The sequence below is a fragment of the Roseivirga seohaensis genome, assembly GCF_001592945.1.
GTDB lineage: Bacteria > Bacteroidota > Bacteroidia > Cytophagales > Cyclobacteriaceae > Roseivirga > Roseivirga seohaensis.
This window is the reverse complement of sequence record NZ_LRPB01000049.1, coordinates 268,208-284,548: the sequence shown is the minus strand read 5'-3', so window position 1 is coordinate 284,548 and position 16,341 is coordinate 268,208. Positions and strand designations below refer to the sequence as shown.

At 40.0% G+C, this 16,341-nt stretch carries 20 protein-coding genes and 1 tRNA gene; 9 read left to right on the top strand and 12 right to left on the bottom strand.

The genetic code is table 11. The features are described from left to right. Positions 1–105 precede the first annotated feature (105 nt). A complete protein-coding gene (gene fbaA / locus AWW67_RS18140) occupies positions 106–1,170 on the bottom strand; it encodes a class II fructose-bisphosphate aldolase (protein WP_062303564.1) in 1,065 nt (354 codons plus the stop codon). Between the two features lie 196 nt (positions 1,171–1,366). On the opposite strand from fbaA, the gene AWW67_RS18135 reads away from it, so the two are divergent. After that, a complete protein-coding gene (locus AWW67_RS18135; protein WP_062303687.1) occupies positions 1,367–2,830 on the top strand; it encodes a M20/M25/M40 family metallo-hydrolase in 1,464 nt (487 codons plus the stop codon). 2 nt (positions 2,831–2,832) lie between these two features. Then, positions 2,833–3,582 (top strand): sulfite exporter TauE/SafE family protein, encoded by a 750-nt coding sequence (locus AWW67_RS18130; RefSeq protein WP_062303563.1) that lies wholly within the window; start codon positions 2,833–2,835, stop codon positions 3,580–3,582. On the opposite strand, the gene AWW67_RS18125 is transcribed toward AWW67_RS18130, so the two are convergent. Both AWW67_RS18125 and AWW67_RS18120 read right to left on the bottom strand, forming a co-directional pair. Beyond that, positions 3,568–4,047 (bottom strand): nucleotidyltransferase, encoded by a 480-nt coding sequence (locus AWW67_RS18125; RefSeq protein WP_062303561.1) that lies wholly within the window; start codon positions 4,045–4,047, stop codon positions 3,568–3,570. The genes AWW67_RS18130 and AWW67_RS18125 overlap by 15 nt on opposite strands. Continuing rightward, positions 4,040–4,225, bottom strand: coding sequence for a hypothetical protein (locus tag AWW67_RS18120; protein WP_062303560.1), 186 nt, complete (start codon positions 4,223–4,225; stop codon positions 4,040–4,042). Before AWW67_RS18120 ends, AWW67_RS18125 begins: the two co-directional genes overlap by 8 nt. A gap of 55 nt (positions 4,226–4,280) precedes the next feature. Between AWW67_RS18120 and AWW67_RS18115 the strand changes: the two genes are divergently transcribed. Together AWW67_RS18115 and AWW67_RS18110 are read left to right on the top strand one after the other, a co-directional pair. Beyond that, entirely contained in the window at positions 4,281–4,859 is a 579-nt protein-coding gene (locus AWW67_RS18115) for a Crp/Fnr family transcriptional regulator (RefSeq protein ID WP_062303558.1), read from the top strand. Between the two features lie 66 nt (positions 4,860–4,925). Further along, complete coding sequence (locus tag AWW67_RS18110) at positions 4,926–5,495, top strand: DinB family protein (RefSeq protein WP_062303557.1); 570 nt, start codon at positions 4,926–4,928, stop codon at positions 5,493–5,495. A gap of 38 nt (positions 5,496–5,533) precedes the next feature. Here the strand turns inward: AWW67_RS18110 and AWW67_RS18105 are convergent, their stop codons facing one another. The 3 genes from AWW67_RS18105 to AWW67_RS18095 form a co-directional block, all read right to left on the bottom strand. Then, entirely contained in the window at positions 5,534–7,933 is a 2,400-nt protein-coding gene (locus AWW67_RS18105) for an ABC transporter permease (RefSeq protein WP_062303555.1), read from the bottom strand. A 368-nt stretch (positions 7,934–8,301) separates the two neighbouring features. Further along, positions 8,302–8,378 (bottom strand) — tRNA-Ala (locus AWW67_RS18100). A gap of 36 nt (positions 8,379–8,414) precedes the next feature. Further along, positions 8,415–8,894 (bottom strand): C40 family peptidase, encoded by a 480-nt coding sequence (locus tag AWW67_RS18095; protein ID WP_053222480.1) that lies wholly within the window; start codon positions 8,892–8,894, stop codon positions 8,415–8,417. A gap of 105 nt (positions 8,895–8,999) precedes the next feature. Between AWW67_RS18095 and AWW67_RS18090 the strand changes: the two genes are divergently transcribed. The 3 genes from AWW67_RS18090 to AWW67_RS18080 all read left to right on the top strand — a co-directional run bounded on the left by AWW67_RS18090 (position 9,000) and on the right by AWW67_RS18080 (position 10,981). Then, the gene (locus tag AWW67_RS18090; RefSeq protein WP_082794099.1) at positions 9,000–9,668 is read left to right on the top strand and encodes a CAP domain-containing protein; all 669 of its coding nucleotides are present in this window, start codon (positions 9,000–9,002) and stop codon (positions 9,666–9,668) included. Between the two features lie 12 nt (positions 9,669–9,680). Then, a complete protein-coding gene (locus AWW67_RS18085) occupies positions 9,681–10,286 on the top strand; it encodes a hypothetical protein (RefSeq protein ID WP_141655503.1) in 606 nt (201 codons plus the stop codon). 101 nt (positions 10,287–10,387) lie between these two features. Further along, positions 10,388–10,981, top strand: a complete 594-nt coding sequence (locus AWW67_RS18080) for a hypothetical protein (RefSeq protein WP_053222477.1) — start codon at positions 10,388–10,390, stop codon at positions 10,979–10,981. Positions 10,982–11,044: 63 nt separating this feature from the next. On the opposite strand, the gene AWW67_RS18075 is transcribed toward AWW67_RS18080, so the two are convergent. Genes AWW67_RS18075 through AWW67_RS18055 form a run of 5 tightly spaced genes read right to left on the bottom strand, consistent with a single transcriptional unit; the run spans position 11,045 to position 13,825 of the window. After that, a complete protein-coding gene (locus tag AWW67_RS18075) occupies positions 11,045–11,806 on the bottom strand; it encodes a hypothetical protein (RefSeq protein ID WP_062303550.1) in 762 nt (253 codons plus the stop codon). A 59-nt stretch (positions 11,807–11,865) separates the two neighbouring features. After that, positions 11,866–12,345, bottom strand: coding sequence for a DUF2306 domain-containing protein (locus AWW67_RS18070; RefSeq protein ID WP_062303549.1), 480 nt, complete (start codon positions 12,343–12,345; stop codon positions 11,866–11,868). A gap of 2 nt (positions 12,346–12,347) precedes the next feature. Continuing rightward, entirely contained in the window at positions 12,348–12,908 is a 561-nt protein-coding gene (locus AWW67_RS18065; protein WP_062303548.1) for a hypothetical protein, read from the bottom strand. A 58-nt stretch (positions 12,909–12,966) separates the two neighbouring features. Then, the gene (locus AWW67_RS18060) at positions 12,967–13,254 is read right to left on the bottom strand and encodes a winged helix-turn-helix domain-containing protein (RefSeq protein ID WP_053222473.1); all 288 of its coding nucleotides are present in this window, start codon (positions 13,252–13,254) and stop codon (positions 12,967–12,969) included. Beyond that, the gene (locus AWW67_RS18055) at positions 13,244–13,825 is read right to left on the bottom strand and encodes a hypothetical protein (RefSeq protein WP_062303546.1); all 582 of its coding nucleotides are present in this window, start codon (positions 13,823–13,825) and stop codon (positions 13,244–13,246) included. Before AWW67_RS18055 ends, AWW67_RS18060 begins: the two co-directional genes overlap by 11 nt. Before the next feature lie 115 nt (positions 13,826–13,940). Here AWW67_RS18055 and AWW67_RS18050 point away from each other — a divergent pair, with 115 nt between their 5' ends. Both AWW67_RS18050 and murQ read left to right on the top strand, forming a co-directional pair. Further along, positions 13,941–14,777, top strand: coding sequence for a hypothetical protein (locus AWW67_RS18050; RefSeq protein ID WP_062303545.1), 837 nt, complete (start codon positions 13,941–13,943; stop codon positions 14,775–14,777). A 61-nt stretch (positions 14,778–14,838) separates the two neighbouring features. Next, on the top strand, positions 14,839–15,648 hold the full coding sequence (murQ, locus tag AWW67_RS18045; RefSeq protein ID WP_062303544.1) for an N-acetylmuramic acid 6-phosphate etherase: 810 nt from the start codon (positions 14,839–14,841) through the stop codon (positions 15,646–15,648). A gap of 68 nt (positions 15,649–15,716) precedes the next feature. Here murQ and AWW67_RS18040 read toward each other — a convergent pair whose 3' ends face one another. Beyond that, on the bottom strand, positions 15,717–16,316 hold the full coding sequence (locus AWW67_RS18040; RefSeq protein ID WP_071387178.1) for a GyrI-like domain-containing protein: 600 nt from the start codon (positions 16,314–16,316) through the stop codon (positions 15,717–15,719). Between the last annotated feature and the right edge of the window lie 25 nt (positions 16,317–16,341).

The following is a 16,341-nucleotide window of genomic DNA, read 5'->3' as shown; positions in this document are numbered from 1 at the left end:
ACAAGTATTCTAACAATTATAATACTGCGCACCCGATAATTAGGGCATAAAAAAAGCAACTACCACCTGTAGTTGCTCTCTTAACCTTAGTTTTTGAAATAAAGTTTAGTTTCTGTTCATGCAATTTAAATCGCTGAAGGCTTCCTCTAATCTTTTCACAATGCTTTCTTCTCCTTTTCTTAACCAAACACGTGGATCGTAGAATTTTTTGTTTGGAGAATCATCGCCTGTTGGGTTGCCAATCTGGCCCTGAAGGTAATCCTTCTTATCGTTGTAATAGTTATGAACGCCATCCCAGAATGCCCACTGAATGTCTGTATCAATGTTCATTTTGATTGAACCGTAAGATGTAGCTTCTTTAATTTCTGATGGTGCTGAACCAGACCCACCGTGGAAAACGAAGAATACGGGTTTGTCTTCCGTATTGAATTTAGCTTTGATATAATCCTGAGAATTTTTCAAGATTTCAGGTTTCAAAGAAACATTACCTGGCTTATAAACACCGTGTACGTTTCCGAAAGAAGCGGCAATTGTGAATATATCACCCACTTGTCTTAAAGCGTCCCAAGCTTGAGCAACTTCTTCTGGCTGAGTGTACAGTCTTGAAGAATCTACATCAGTGTTGTCTACACCGTCTTCTTCTCCACCCGTAATTCCTAACTCTATTTCAATACCCATTTCAAGGGCATGCATTCTTTTGTAATATTCAACACTGATAGAAATGTTCTCCTCAAGTGTTTCCTCAGAAAGGTCGAGCATGTGCGTGCTGTACAATGGCTGACCATGAGTTTTGTAATATTTTTCACCGGCTTCTAAAAGGCCGTCAATCCATGGCAATAATTTTTTGGCAGCGTGGTCGGTATGAAGAATTACAGGAACACCATAATGCTTGGCCATTTGATGCACGTGCATAGCACCAGAAATAGCACCTTGAATAGATGCGTTGTAGTCGTCATTTGCAAGTGACTTGCCAGCATAAAAAGCGGCACCACTTACTGAAAACTGGATCATTACTGGTGAATTCACTTTGGCCGCAACCTCTAAAACTGAATTGATTGTGTTTGTACCAGTAACGTTTACTGCTGGTAACGCAAACTCATTCGCTTTGGCATAAGCTAAACAATCCTTAAGCTCTTGGCCATAAAGTACACCACTTCTGAATCTTGACATTTCTTTAAATTTATGCTGGTTAATTTTTGGGCAAAGAAACAAAATTAATCTATCTAAAGGAACTCAAAGGGGAAGGAATAAAGGATTTGAGCACTAGCCAGTTATAGATTGCATCATTTAATTCTGAACGATCGTGTAAAAGTGGCTACACTGCTCCGATTTCTTTTTTAACTTCCGCCTCCAAATTTTTATGACTATGAAAAAAACACTCTGCATACTCTTTAGCGCTGCGCTAGTCTTTACGGCCTGCTCACCAAAAGCCGATGACCAAGCCACGGTTTTCAAAAAAATTAATGAAGAAGTTTTGGCCAACTCTAAAGCCTACGAAACTTTAGGAGATGCCATTGAAACCATTGGCCACAGACTTACAGGTTCTGAAAATGGCGCTCAGGCCGAACAATACACTTATGACCTACTGAAAGGCTATGGCATGACGGACGTTCAGTTTCAACCATTTGAAGTAGAATCATGGTCGAGAGGAGATATTGATGTGCAGATTGGCGCCAAAGGTAAATTGGAAACTGTGCCTGCTGTTACTTTGGCACACTCTCCTGTTTCGGCAGATGTTACTGCTGAAATTGTAGACATGGGCAATGGCGTTGATGCTGACTACGAAGCAAGACCTGATGCCGTAATGGGGAAAATCGCTTTGGTGTATATTGGTACTTTGCCAGATAGTCCAAAAGGAACTCCTGGTTTACACCGTTCTGAAAAAACTGCTTTAGCCACTAAATATGGCGCTATTGGTATCATTATCATTAACCAAGTAGACGGAGGCGTTTTACTTACCGGAACAGCTTCGGTAACGGGTAGCCTTATTCCAATCCCTGCGGTGTGTATTGGAAAAGAAGACGGTATGGCCTTGAAAGAAACTTTGGCTTCAAAAAGCCAATTTGCTTCTATTAAAATGACCAACCAATCGGGATTAATTAAAGCGAGAAATGTGATTGCCACTATCAAGGGCTCAGAGTTTCCTGAGGAGAAAATTATTGTAGGCGGACATTTAGATTCTTGGGACCTATCAACCGGTGCAATCGATAATGGTATTGGTTCATTTGCTGTATTAGACATGGCTAGAACTTTCCAAGCCTTGAATTTGAAACCAAAAAGAACTGTTCAATTTGTAATGTTTATGGGCGAAGAAGAAGGTTTACTGGGTTCTAGATTTATGGTAGACGAAGCCATTAAAGATGGCACCATCGATCAAATTAAGTATGTAATGAATCAAGACATGTCGGGTAATCCTGCTGGATTTGGCACAGGCGGAAGACCAGAAGCCGAAGCTTTCTTTAAGGCTGTTGGAAAAGAAATCATGGCGATTGATTCTACTACCTACACTAACGCAGTTAGTAATGGTGCTGGACTGCACAGCGATCATCAGCCGTTTATGCTGCAAGGAATTCCTTACACTGCACCAAGCTCTAGATTGGACCGTGCCATTTATGGTTGCTACCATGCCGATTGTGATTCCTTCGACTTAGTAAACAAAGAGCATATGGTAAACAATGTGCGTTTTAGCTCAATGATGCTTTACGCTTTGGCCAATGCCGAAACGCTTCCTGCCAAAAAACTAAACGATGCCGAAACCAAAGCTTTTTTAGAAGGTCATGACCTTAAGCTGAAACTACAAATTGGTGGCGATTGGAGATGGGATAACTAACATTGGACTATCAAATTATCTTGGTATTACTAGCAGTCGGTTTAATAGCCGGCTGCTTGAATACCCTAGCTGGCGGTGGTTCTTTGCTTGCATTACCCGTACTCATGATTTTTTTAGGGCTACCGCATAACGTAGCAAATGCCACCAATAGAGTAGCCATAGTTTTGCAGAATATTTTTGCCGTACTCGGCTTTAAGAGTAAGGGCGTTTCCGTGTATCCATTTAATGTTTGGCTGGGTATTTCTGCTTTTTTTGGATCAATTGTAGGTGCTTTCTTGGCGGTCGATATCAATGAAGAGCTCTTTAATAAAATACTCGCCTTCGTAATTGTAGGGGTTGTAGTTTACATGGCCATCAATCCGCTCAAATATTTCAAAAAGGAAGAAAACACGAGCAAAAAGGCAACCTTAACTTCTATCTTCATTTTCTTCTTTATAGGTATTTACGGAGGCTTTATTCAGGCTGGAGTAGGCTACCTAATGATTATGGCGCTCACTCTGGTAAATGGTTTTAGTTTGGTAAAAACCAACAGTATTAAAGTATTTGTGGCCCTTACTTATACTTCGGTAGCCTTGGCTATCTTCATTTATTATGACATCATCAATTGGGAATTTGGTATTCCTTTGGCCATTGGCCAAGCGGTTGGTGGTTGGTTATCGAGCCGATGGAGTGTAAAATTAGGCGACAATTGGATTCGCTATTTTGTGATGGTCACTGCTTCAGCCTTTGCGATTAAGCTATTCTTCTTTTAGTTTTTTGGCATAATAAGCTTCAGCTTCTTCCAATTTTGAAAGATCATCTAAGTCTTTATATCGCTTCGATCGGGATTTTTCATTTTTCAAGTCTTGGAAAGAAATGACTTTTATCTCCGTTTCTTCAATTATTCGGGTTTCGGCTTTTTCTAGCGCTTCATTAAAGCTTATTTCCTTACTGATATTGATTCTTGTAAGTAATTCCACGGTGTAATTTCCTTCTGAAAAACTCACAATGTTATTTTGCTTCAGCTCATTTTCCGCTTCTTCTGAAAACTCATAACCCATTCTGTAAAAAGCATCTCCAAGCTTAATCAAGTTACTTTCTTCATTCGATACCCATAAATCTAAATCTCCGGTGGAACGGTTGTAGCCATAAAAGTTCACGGCAAATCCTCCAATGACCATGTACCGCACACCACTGACATTAAAGGCTTTGATCACATTTAGATAAAAATCATCCATTTCTCTTCTTCAATTGAAAGCCCCTAGCTTCTTTTTTATTAGGCTGAAATTTGTTCATGATTTTGACTTGGTTCAACAACCAAAGAATACGCTCTTCTGGAGTTCGGTTTAACGACTGCTCCAACATATAACGTTCTGATTCCTCATGAGACTTAAAAATACGGATTGACTTACCCATACCTAAAGCTATCAAAAATGACTCCGATTTAAAACGCTTGTGCTATTTTAGATTCATGGAAGAAGTATTGCAGCAATTAGAAAAGAAAGTCCGAAGCATTGCCCAGCCCAATGATCAAGAATGGCAAGCTTTCACTCAAAAATGGAAACCCTTTTCCTTCGATAAAAACCATAGAGTGACCAACCTGGGCCAGGTTGAGCCTTACTTTTATTTTATTTCAGAGGGAGTCATTCGTGGCTACTTTATAAAAAATGGAGAAGAATTTAACATCGGCTTCTCTTACCATGGCGAATACAGTGGTGTTTACGACTCTTTCATGCTACAAAAACCATCTCAATATGTGCTTGAAACGCTCACCGAAACTTCTGGAATACGAATTAAATACCGTGATTTAATGCCCTTATTTGATCAATATAAAGTCTTTGAGCGTTGGGGACGTCTTTTCAACCAAAGTGTATTAGTAGGTTTTGGTATTTTCATTCAGTCTATTTTGGCCGATTCAGCCGAAGAGCGCTTTAACCGATTAATGCAGCAAAGCCCTCACATTTTTCAGCTGGTTCCGCAAAAACATTTGGCTTCCTACTTAGGCATGTCTGCCGAAACCTTTAGCCGAATGAGAAAAAAGACGATGTAATTCTTTCTTGATTTAAATCAAGTTTTCGTTCGAGCACCCAGTTTAACTTTGTAAAAAATTAAAGGCATGGCAATAAGCACTCAGAAATATCTAGATGGGGTTATAAGCGAACTTGAGCAAGCAATTAGCCGAGTAGAAAAACTCACAGCAAATTTAGATGAGAAAACCCTAAACCAACCCGAATCAGATGGCAAATGGAGTATGCTACAATGTATTGAGCACATTACTTTGGCCACAGCGGTCTATGTGAAAAACTTCAATGAGAAGCTAAATGGTCAGCAGCTTCCGGCAGCAGCAGATAATTATAAAGGTCATTGGAAGGGTAAAATGTTTGCCAAAATGAACGCTCCAAAACCCGAGGGAGAAATCCCCATGAAGTTGAAAACCTTCAAATTTCTAGAGCCCAAAAGTCAACTCAATTCAAATACTGTAATGGCCGAATTCAAACAGGTTCATGAACAGATGATCGCCTTGGTAGATAAAAGTCGTGGGGTGAATATTGACCGTATAAAAATACCTACCGCTTTAGGCTCAATGGTGAAACTGAGATTGGGCGAAGCGCTTCGTTTTATCGTTGCCCATACGCAGCGACATTTGGTGCAGCTGGAACGCATCAAAAATACGGTAACAAAATAAGTTAGGGGAAAGGCACTCTTTCCCCTAACTTAAGATTTCTATTCGTCTCTCAATCGTTCCGAAGGATTTGAAACCGCAGCCTTAAAGGTTTGGAAACTTATGGTGACAAAAGCAATGGCACCTGCTATAAGCGCGGCCAGTAAAAATGGCGAAACCCCTAGCGTAGTTCTGTAAGCATAACCTGCCAACCAGTCGTTCATAAAATACCAGGCCACAGGGAAGGCCAAAAGCATGGCCACAGCAATAAGAATAACAAACTCTTTTGAAAGAATGCCCACAATTTGCTGCACCGAAGCACCAAGCACTTTTCTGATGGAAATTTCTTTACTTCGTTGCGACACGGTAAACGATGCTAAACCAAACAAGCCTAAACAAGCTAAGAAAATAGCCAAGCCTGAAAACAAAGTAAACAACTGACTACGTTGCGTTTCTGTAGTATAAAGGTTCTCGAAACGATCGTCCAAGAAATTATAATTCAATGGTGCATTGGGTGAAAAGTTTGCATAAAGTTCTTCTACTTGTTGAATCGCACCTCTAATGTTAGTACCCTCAATTTTGATAGAAAGATTACGCATTTGGTTAGGGCGATTGACCATAATTATAGGAGAAATCTCGCTTTGCAACGACTCGAAATGGAAATCTTTCACTACCCCTATTACTTTGCCACGCACCCCTGCGTAAATCATGTTTTGCCCTATGGCATCTTCTGGGTTACCCCAACCAATCACCTCCACCGATTTTTCATTTAAAACAAATGAAGCTGAGTCGGTAGCAAAATTATCGGAAAAGTTGCGCCCACTGGCCATTTCCATTTGGTAGGTTGGAATAAAGTCAGGGTCAACAGATAGACTTTTTATTACCACCGGAGTTGGCAACATCTCTCCGTTTACTTCAGCCTGTGCTCCTTGCGAATCTAACAACTGGCCTGAAGGCACTCGGCTTGATCCGCCAACCATTTTCACACCCTGAATGGTAAGCAATTCATTTTTAAAGGCGTCATACTGATCGGCTACTTGCTGACTTACCCCCATAATCATCATTTGCTCACGGTCGTAGCCTAATTTTTTATTCTGAATAAAATCGAGCTGTTTGAATACCACAATGGTAGAAACTATTAAGATTACAGAAATGGTAAACTGAACCACTACCAAAAACCTTCTTAAGTTGCCACTTTTGGCTCCTCCTGTTAGCTTCCCTTTTAAAACTTTTAAAGGTTGAAAAGAAGACAAATAGAAAGCTGGGTAACTGCCCGAAAGCACACCCACCACAACGGCACTGGTTAAAATAACGGCTACCATCGGAAGGTTAGTAAGCAAGTCAAACTCAAGTTGTAGGCCGGTAAATGCCCTAAAATAAGGAAGTATCAAAGAAGTTGCTCCAACGGCCAAAAACAAGGCGAAGAACACTAATACAATGGACTCCACTAAAAACTGATTGATCAACTTGCCTTTTCCTGCCCCAAAAACTTTGCGCATTCCCACTTCTTTAGCGCGCGTAGCAGAACGGGCAGTGGCCAAATTCATGTAATTGATACAAGCAATGGCCAAAATCAAGAAAGCAATGGATGCAAAAATATAAACATAAGTAATATCACTGTTCTGTCCTTGTTCGTCATCCAAGTTAGAATGTAAGTGGATATCTGTAAGTTTTTGAACGTGTAAGGCTGTCCAAGTGGTAGCCTCCTCATCAATGTGTTTATTTAAAAAATCACCCAATCTGCGTTCGATTTCACTGATCCGCCCCTCAGGTTTTAGGGTAAAGAAAGTAGAGAAATTATTACTCCCCCAGTTTTGCATCATCGCTTCTCTACCTCCATAAAATGCCTCAAGCGGAGTCATTTCAGCTAGAAAATCTACTTGAAAAGAAGAGTTTTCAGGAAGCTTTTTGAAAACGCCTTTCACAATTAAATCCGCCTGAGAAAGAAAATTAATCGACTTACCAATGGGATCTTCATCTCCAAAATATTTATAAGCCATTTCGTCTGAAATCACTACAGAACCTGGTTGAGTCAATGCCTGTACTATGTCTCCTTCAATTACATCGAAGGTTAGAATTTCAGCTATTTCAGCATCTGCAAAGTAGAAGTTGTCTTCATCATAGAGCCTGTTGTTGTATTTTACTGGGCCGCCCACCGACATCATTCGGCCAATTTTCTCTATTTCTCCAGAAAAATCCTCCTTGGCCAATGGCCCAAACGGAGGTGCCAATCGTGACAGATGAAGAGATGTAGAGCCATCGGGACTAATGAACTCACGTGTAAACCGATAAATATTATCTGAGTTGGCGTGAAACTTATCATAACTGGTTTCTTCAGAAATATAAAGTCCAATCAGCATACAGCAGGCAAGCCCAACTGACAAACCCAGAACATTAATGATGGAAAAAACCTTGTGGCGCTTTAAGCTGCGCAAAGCAATTTTAAGATAGCTTTTAAGCATTGTGTTGTTGTTTGAGATTTGAATTTGTTTCTATCCGTTAAACCACTTTTTTCAGACCTGAGACAGCTTAACTGGTTAAAGATAAATAATATAGCCGAAAGTTGCACAGGCAAAAAGTTAGATTCTAGAAACTAGAAGTTGAATCATGGACCTGATAGACTAAGGATAAAGAAGTAGAACTGTTTGGTTAAAATGCTCTACTAGAAACCAAAAAAGCCTCGCATTTCTGCAAGGCTTCAAGTTTTGTGAAGAATACCGCCCCGAAGCCTCGGGGCGAACCGATGTCATTCCCGAAGCAAGTTCGGGACGCTCTAGCAAGCTGAGCTAACAGCAAAAAAGCCTCACATTTCTGTGAAGCTTTTTACTTCTGGTGGAGAATACCGGAGTCGAACCGGTGACCTCTACACTGCCAGTGTAGCGCTCTAGCCAGCTGAGCTAATCCCCCAAAAGGTCGGCAAATATACAAGGCCAAGTATATAAATCAAAGCACTCTTCTGGCTCGTTTGAATCTTTGTATATAATAAGGTGAAAATAGGTTGCTTTCTGTTACACCAAGCGAGGTAGAAGCATGGATAAAACGGATGTCGGATTTACTTCTTACCGCAGTAACAATGCCGGCATGGGTAATTTCATTTTTCTTCTTACCCGTAGCAAAAAACACCATGTCGCCTGGTTTTAAATCCTTTAATTTAATCTTCTCACCAATTTTCGCCTGATCTTCCGATACTCTTGGCAATTGAATTCTGACACTATAATAAGCGTGATAAAGAAGTGCCGAGCAGTCTAAACCTACCCTAGTGGTTCCTCCATATTTGTAGGGTGTACCTACATAAGACCGCGCGGTTTGAATTACGGTGTTGACTTTTTGATCTCTTCCTTTCTTTGTTCCTGCGCAGTCGGTCAGAAAAAACAGCGAGAAAACTAGAAGGGCTGATAAAATTAAGACTTTGTTATACTTCACTTAAAAATATTCTGTTTGAGTAAAACTAATATAAAATGATTTTAAAGTAGAACGATTTTCGGATTGAAATCCCGCTATGTCTTAAATTAACGTATATCTTCGTGCATGAAATCCCACAAATTTTATATTCTTCTGGCTTTAATGTTGTGCTTTTGCTCAACCTTAAGCGCTCAGCGAAAATGGGATGATAAATATTATAAAGAATTGAATGACAATGATTTCAGGTCATTCAAACTTTTTAAAGCACCAATTGATTTAGATAAGATTAACTATAAGGTACTGAATGCGGCCTTATTTTTTGTTACCAACGAAGCCAGAATAGAAAAAGGCATGAAGCCCTTGGCCTATCAGCCCAACCTAGAAATTATGGCTTGGAACCATTCTGTTGAAATGGGTGAAGAAGATTTTTTCGACCACATTAATAAAAGCGATAAAAAACGAAGGACGCCAGAAGAGCGAGCCGCTTTGGCAGGAATTACCAACCCTAGCATTTCGGAAAATATATCGGCTGTTGGAGGAGTATACTTTGGGTCTTACTTAGCACTGGCCGATCATATTGTTGACAAATGGATTGACTCTCCTCCACATGCCAAAGCAATTTTTAGTGAAAAAGCTATTCAATTAGGCTGTGGAGCTTATTATTACAAAGGCGTTTGGCAAGGCAACAAAGCCATTTGGAAACAAGGTGATGGTTTCTGGCTGGCTACTCAAAACTTTCAGTCTTTTGCCGAAATTGTGAGTGAAAAATCAAAAGACAAAGACATCAAAAACTAACCCCAAACAAATATGATTAGAATTCTATTGGCTGTTTTAATAACATTCAGCTGTTTATCACTTTCTGCTCAAGAGCTTTCAAAAAAAGAAACAAAAACCATTAATAAAAGGCTAGACTCTTATGTCAAACTCATAAAAAAAGAAGACTATAATGCCTTAATGAACCTTATCTATCCAAAAATATTTGAGGTAGCAACAAAGGACCAAATGATCGAAGTTTTTAATAGCCTAGAAGCACAGGGGTTCGATATGATTTTTGAAGAAATGAAGATTACGAGTTTGAAACCCGTTTCAATCAGTACATCTGCCAGCTACGTACTTTGCCCTTATGATATGAAAATGAAAGTTGCGTTGGTTAATAAAGAAATGCAAAATCCAGAAGTAGCCAATAGCATGCTAGAGGCATTCAAAATGGTGTATAGCACAGGAACCGTAAGCTTGGACAAAGAAAATTACACTTTCCAAATTGCAGGAAAGAAGCACTTAATGGCCATTCAAAACAGCGACTATGGAAAAGATTGGTATTTCGCAGAATTTGACCAAAGCAACCCAATGCTACTTAACATGATGTTTCCTGAAGAGGTGATTAAAAAAACAAAAGAGTTAGTTAAAGACTGAAACTGCAACTTATCACGTTGAATGATCGTCTTCCGTTTTTAGCCTAAGAGATAAATCAAAAAAGGCCTGAAACTTGTTAATTAGAAAGAAAAGAATTGAACATGAGAAAATATATTATAGTGTTTGCCATTGGAATGCTCTCTTCAGGGCTTATGGCACAGCCTTTAAGCAAAACCGATTCCGAAGCCATCAATGCAAGGTTTAGTAAGTTTTTAGAACACACTTCTAAACAAGAGTTTGATAAACTTCTGAATTTCTTACACCCGAAACAGTTCGAAGGTAATTCCTCTGTAAGCATGAAAGAAATGGCTCAGATGCTACAGCTAATGAGGATTAAATTGGAAATGGAAAATGTAGAAGTAGGAAGGTTAAATGGATTGAGTCCGCAAGGGAATAACAAATATGCCCTAGCCGATTATTCCATGGATTTGAAACTTACTTTAAATGAGCAAAACAAAGCCTTTGCCGATCAAATTGTAAATGGATTAAAAGGTGAGTTTGGTGCTGGAAATGTAACTTATGATGCCTCGAAATATCTAATTACCGCCAAGGGTGCCAAAAACGTAATATGGGTGAAGGAAAAAGCACTGGGTAACGATTGGTACTTAGTAGATTTTGACCCTCAAAGGCCGCAGGCTTGGAAGAGCATTATACCTGAAAAAGTACTTTCAGAAGCTGCAACTAAAACAAAATAAACTTAATAAAAGCCCTTCAACAGTTGAAACAAAAACTTTTGAAGGGCTTTTACTTTCATCCCTTTATTTTCCTCCGTTTGCTTTTAAATCGGCCAAGCATTGGGCATCTAAAGTTGGAGGAGCACTCATTCCCAATAAATCATTCAAACCCGCAGTAGATTCCACTGCAAAATACATCAAGCAATCATCTACATCGCAGTGATGTCCATTCGCCACATCTTGATGATCACTTTGTAATGCTGAACCTGTATTCACTAAGCCCAGAATATGGCCGAATTCATGTGCCATTACACTAGAGGTTAAAAGCGATGTAGAAGACTGACCAATTCCACCTGAAAGTTCTTCGATTCTACTCTGGAAAAGCACCATGGAGGTATTCTTATAAGCTACACCCAATACGTTTTCGTTAGGGGCATAACTGCCATCGGCAAAGAAGAGATAAACACCCAAAGTCGACTCATTATTGAACTTCAAGCGATTGGCCGTTTCAATATCCACCAGTTCCTGAAGGCTATATCGGGATTTACCTGGAGCAGAAATTTGACGGGTTACCACAGAAATCCCTCCCGGCTTATTCAATCGTTCGGCTAAAAAGTTTCTGATATAATCCACACTGGCAGATGGTGGTTCAAAACCTGCTGCATACACCAGTTCTACTTCTAATCGATTATAATTTGAAGACGCTAAAAGGTCATTGGCCGACTCACCCACAGCTCGGTTATTTAAATTTCCGCTTCCACCTCCATTCGGATCCGAATCGCCTCCGCAAGCCACCAAAAGCAAACAGAGGGCAACAGAATATATACCTGACTTTATCTTCTTCATAACCACTAAACTAGTAATCACTTACGATGTTTAAATACGATTTGGTTTAAGTTTCTCGATTAATTCACAAAAAGCGACTTTGCCTTCTTTTTAATAACAGACATTCCTATCAAGCCCGTTAACATTGTAGCCAGCATTACCACCCACCAAAAATACTGCATGTCGAAAAAGCGCACTCCTACGTCGGACCAAAAAGCACAATAAAGCCCCACTACCGACCAACTCATAAAATAGAAGTGTTTTTTGTACCAATCCTTAGTTCTTCTTATGGCCGGAATTACGCCTAAAAGCACAGTAACTAAACTGATAAGCGCAAAGGCATGGAATAGTGAAAAGCTTCCGAAATTATAAATACCAAAACCACTGAGGTTCATGAATACCATCGCTATTACATAGGTATAACCTAGTTTTCTATGTAAACTGGTTCCCTTTGCATTTAACACTACCAATGCTCCAAAAATCATGGCCAACACGGCACAACAGGTATGAAAAAGCCCTAAATAAGAACTAAACACCTTTAAGCTTTCTAAGAACCCCATAGCTATTTGAGTTTAGTAAGGTTCATTTCCAGAATGGTGAAGGCCTGTCCACTGGCCATTACAAACTCTCCTATTTCATGCCAAGCATCCGTACCTAGTGTAATGGTGTAACGAATACTTCCTCCGGGTACATCGAAACCCCAAATAAACTGACCTTGCTCATTAATTTTACCTGACGATAAGGCTTGATTTCCATCAGCAGTCAGGGATTTCATTTCGTATTGCTTCTTTTCATTGTTAAAGTATAGCACCCCCAGAGACTCAAAACCTATCTGTCCATCAGATTTATTGCGTCCAATTCCTTCTGCAAGAATTGCGTTACCTCCTACTTTAAGTTGAATATGCTCTTCTACAGTAAACTCTGTTTTTTGTTGTGTTTGATCTATAGACCAACCTTCGCCTTTCCATTTACCAACCCAAGTAGAGAGTTTTTCCATGGCCGCTACACTTGTTGTACTCATTTCTTGGGCCTTTGCTACGTGATTTACAAGTGCACCATAAAGCACTACGATAAAAATAAAAATTGCCTTTACTGTCTTCATTTTGATTGATTCTGTTTCCATGATTTTAAATTTAAGTTTTACAAACTAGTTTATATTATAAACCATAATTGCAAAAAAATTATGGCTTCAAATACTGTTGAATTTCTTTTACGTAAGTGTCGAATGCGTCCACTCCCTTCTGAGTTATCTTACAGGTGGTTTTAGGCTTTTTGCCTTCAAACTGCTTGGTAATTTCTATGTAACCTGCGGTGGAAAGCTTATCTAGCTGCACGCTCAAATTGCCTGCAGTAGATTCCGTTTGCTCCTTTATATATACAAAATCCGCAGTTTCTACACTAATCAGCAATGACATTACGGCCAACCTAAGCTGCGAATGTAAAAGCGGATCGAGTTGATTAAACCCCATGTTTTCTGAAATTTGCTTTCATAATATACCCCGGCACCAAGTAACCAATAGCAATACCGCCTGCCAAAATTAGCATTTGATAGTTTTCTGGTTGTCTGAAGGCGATAAACGCCAAAATCCAGAATACCAGTCCGCCAATTTGCAAAGGTCTAAAGCCCATCATGGCCCCAGATACTGCTGTGCCTACGCCCGCCAAAAGTAATATGAAAGGAACAGTATTCCAGCCAATAAGCTGACCATTAAAAACAATGGTAAACATGGCCATACCCAAACTGAACCATAGCCAAGCATACATCTTATCGGTATAATTCTTTACCTGGCTTTTCTTACCACGCCTAGCTCCCACCACGCCAGAAACAATCGCCCCTATGATAGTAAGCGACCAACCAATAAACGGGTATTCAAAGTCTGTAAAAGTAGATAAGTAGTAATGCCCAACACTAGCCACTAGAACAATCCAGCCCCATAAGAGAAAAAAGAAACTGTTATCTGAGTAGCGCTTTCGTGCCTTTCCAATCATCGACTGAATAAGCGCCATGCTTTCATGAGGGGTTAATTCTTTCTCTTCCATGTTAAATTATTTTTTCAAATGTAAAGTAGTTTATTTTATAAACCAAATACATACACGAACTGAATCACTCTAAGGTTTCGTTCGAATTGCTATTTTTGATTTTCCATAATAAAGCATGACCAAAGTATTAATAGCAGATAGCGGCTTTACAAAAACCGATTGGCGACTGATTGGTGCCGATGGCAGTATTGAACAGGCCCGAACCACAGGGATTAACCCTTATTACCAAACCGAAGAAGAAATTCTATTGGTGATTCAAGACCTCCACAGCCAGTTGCCCGATAAGGTAGACGAAATCTATTTTTACGGAACGGGCTGCTCTTCAGGCACTAACCGCGACAAAATAGCCAAGCTCTTGAACCGCTATTATCAAGAGGCTAAGATTGATGTGAACCATGATTTATTGGCCGCTGCTCGCTCTTTGTGTGGTGACGAAAAAGGTATAGCGTGTATTATAGGCACTGGCACAAACTCATGCCTTTACGATGGTAGTAAAATTATTAGCAACGTGCCTTCCTTGGGCTGGGCCATAGCCGATGAAGGAGGCGGAACCTACTTAGGAAAAACCTTAGTAACGGATTATTACAGAAAAGATATGCCCGAACATTTGAGGGTTATTTTTAAAGAGCGTTTCGGGTTGAACAAGGATGCATTTCTTACTGCCATTTACCAAGAGCCCATGCCAGGTCGCTTTTTGGCTAGCTTTGCGAAGTTTATCAACGAGCACATCAGCGAGCCTTATATGTATAAATTAGTGTACGATGCCTTTACCATCTTCATTACCAAAAATGTTTCGAAGTATGAAGGATTCAAGGAAGTACCTGTTCACTTTACAGGCTCGGTGGCTTATTATTTCAACAATATTTTAAGAAAAGTGGCGGTAGACCAAGGCATTTATATTAAACATATTACCGAACATCCTATTGCTGGTCTTACCCTTTTTCACCAATAAATAGAATTCGCCAACCCGAAATTGGTTTCTTTGCATCATCTGAAATTTCAATAACAAACCCATGAACATCACCGAATCAGAATCTAATTACAACTCGCTTGAGAAAATGTCGGTAGCCGATTTGCTGGCTAATATTAATAAGGAAGATCAAACGGTTTCTTTGGCTGTGCAAAAAGTCATTCCTCAAATCGAAGCTTTGGTCAATCAGATTGTTCCTCGTATGCAAATGGGCGGAAGGATTTTTTACATTGGTGCTGGTACCAGTGGGCGTTTGGGTGTGGTTGATGCTTCGGAATGCCCTCCTACTTACGGGGTTGAACACGGTGTTGTAGTGGGCATTATTGCTGGTGGGGACACTGCCATTCGTAAAGCCGTAGAGAATGCTGAAGATGATGAAAATCAAGCTTGGGAAGACTTGCAAGAACACATCATCAACCATAAAGACACGGTAATTGGTATTGCAGCTTCGGGTAGAACCCCTTATGTAATTGGTGGGCTCAAAGAAGCCAGAAAAAACGGAGTACTTACGGGCTGTATTGTTTGTAATCCAGACAGCCCTGTAGCTTGGGAAGCGGAGTACCCGATTGAACCCATTGTAGGTCCGGAGTTTATTACTGGCAGCACACGCATGAAATCTGGCACTGCCCAAAAGCTTGTACTGAATATGATTTCTACCTCGGTAATGATCAAACTAGGCAAAGTGCAAGGTAACAGAATGGTAGATATGCAGCTTTCGAACAATAAACTGGTAGACCGTGGTACAAGAATGATTATGGAGATGCTACAAATCGACAGCCCCACTGCAGAAAAGCTACTTAAAACACATGGCTCCGTAAGAAAGGTGATTGATTTTGTAATGAATCAGGGGTAAGAATAAAGCCCAAAGCCGTCTGCTCTGGGCCAATGAAGTATTAGAATTGTGTTGTTTTGAACTGATTGTTATTTCACTGCATATCTGAGAATGGTTTTAAGCTTTTCTTCTGCTGTTTTTCTTGGGTCAGAAATATAGATTTCGTGGTGATACCCATTCACTTCTAGGTCGTTTTCCTTCATGAAAGCGAAGATTTTCTCCAGCGTTCTGCGCTCGTCATAGTAAGACCCGATGTGTAATGCTTGAACTGATTTTCCTTCATGGATGGACTCGAATTTTAGCTGGTGGTCGTTGGCCAGTTTGCCCTCTTTCACCAATTGATCAACAACGAGTTTGAATTCCCCTTCCCCAACAAAATCGGGCATACGGAACATAATTTTCCAATACCATTCTTCCTGAGGCGTTTCTTCAAAAGGCAACTCTCCTTCTACCCACCAAAAAGCTTCCATTTTCGGAACAACAAAGTCCATTCCCTCATTCTTGTGAAAGAATTTAATACCATAAACGAGTTTATATAAATCGTCAATGGCGGCTAAAAAAATGGGTGCATTTGGTGCAGAATTGCCTTGAATGGTGATGTACTGATAGGGCTCCAATTCTACCAACTGAGGATTGGCCTTGGCCTTGAAATATTCTGGGTAAGCTTCGGTGAGGTTTAATTTCGACATGATCATAGGGTTCTATTTTTGGCTT

Coding starts and splice junctions, on each gene's coding strand:
- fbaA (WP_062303564.1), bottom strand. CDS start 1,170: ATGTCAAGATTCAGAAGTGGTGTACTTTATGGCCAAGAGCTTAAGGAT.
- AWW67_RS18135 (WP_062303687.1), top strand. CDS start 1,367: ATGAAAAAAACACTCTGCATACTCTTTAGCGCTGCGCTAGTCTTTACG.
- AWW67_RS18125 (WP_062303561.1), bottom strand. CDS start 4,047: ATGGATGATTTTTATCTAAATGTGATCAAAGCCTTTAATGTCAGTGGT.
- AWW67_RS18120 (WP_062303560.1), bottom strand. CDS start 4,225: ATGGGTAAGTCAATCCGTATTTTTAAGTCTCATGAGGAATCAGAACGT.
- AWW67_RS18115 (WP_062303558.1), top strand. CDS start 4,281: ATGGAAGAAGTATTGCAGCAATTAGAAAAGAAAGTCCGAAGCATTGCC.
- AWW67_RS18110 (WP_062303557.1), top strand. CDS start 4,926: ATGGCAATAAGCACTCAGAAATATCTAGATGGGGTTATAAGCGAACTT.
- AWW67_RS18105 (WP_062303555.1), bottom strand. CDS start 7,933: ATGCTTAAAAGCTATCTTAAAATTGCTTTGCGCAGCTTAAAGCGCCAC.
- AWW67_RS18090 (WP_082794099.1), top strand. CDS start 9,000: ATGAAATCCCACAAATTTTATATTCTTCTGGCTTTAATGTTGTGCTTT.
- AWW67_RS18085 (WP_141655503.1), top strand. CDS start 9,681: ATGATTAGAATTCTATTGGCTGTTTTAATAACATTCAGCTGTTTATCA.
- AWW67_RS18080 (WP_053222477.1), top strand. CDS start 10,388: ATGAGAAAATATATTATAGTGTTTGCCATTGGAATGCTCTCTTCAGGG.
- AWW67_RS18075 (WP_062303550.1), bottom strand. CDS start 11,806: ATGAAGAAGATAAAGTCAGGTATATATTCTGTTGCCCTCTGTTTGCTT.
- AWW67_RS18070 (WP_062303549.1), bottom strand. CDS start 12,345: ATGGGGTTCTTAGAAAGCTTAAAGGTGTTTAGTTCTTATTTAGGGCTT.
- AWW67_RS18065 (WP_062303548.1), bottom strand. CDS start 12,908: ATGGAAACAGAATCAATCAAAATGAAGACAGTAAAGGCAATTTTTATT.
- AWW67_RS18060 (WP_053222473.1), bottom strand. CDS start 13,254: ATGGGGTTTAATCAACTCGATCCGCTTTTACATTCGCAGCTTAGGTTG.
- AWW67_RS18055 (WP_062303546.1), bottom strand. CDS start 13,825: ATGGAAGAGAAAGAATTAACCCCTCATGAAAGCATGGCGCTTATTCAG.
- AWW67_RS18050 (WP_062303545.1), top strand. CDS start 13,941: ATGACCAAAGTATTAATAGCAGATAGCGGCTTTACAAAAACCGATTGG.
- murQ (WP_062303544.1), top strand. CDS start 14,839: ATGAACATCACCGAATCAGAATCTAATTACAACTCGCTTGAGAAAATG.
- AWW67_RS18040 (WP_071387178.1), bottom strand. CDS start 16,316: ATGTCGAAATTAAACCTCACCGAAGCTTACCCAGAATATTTCAAGGCC.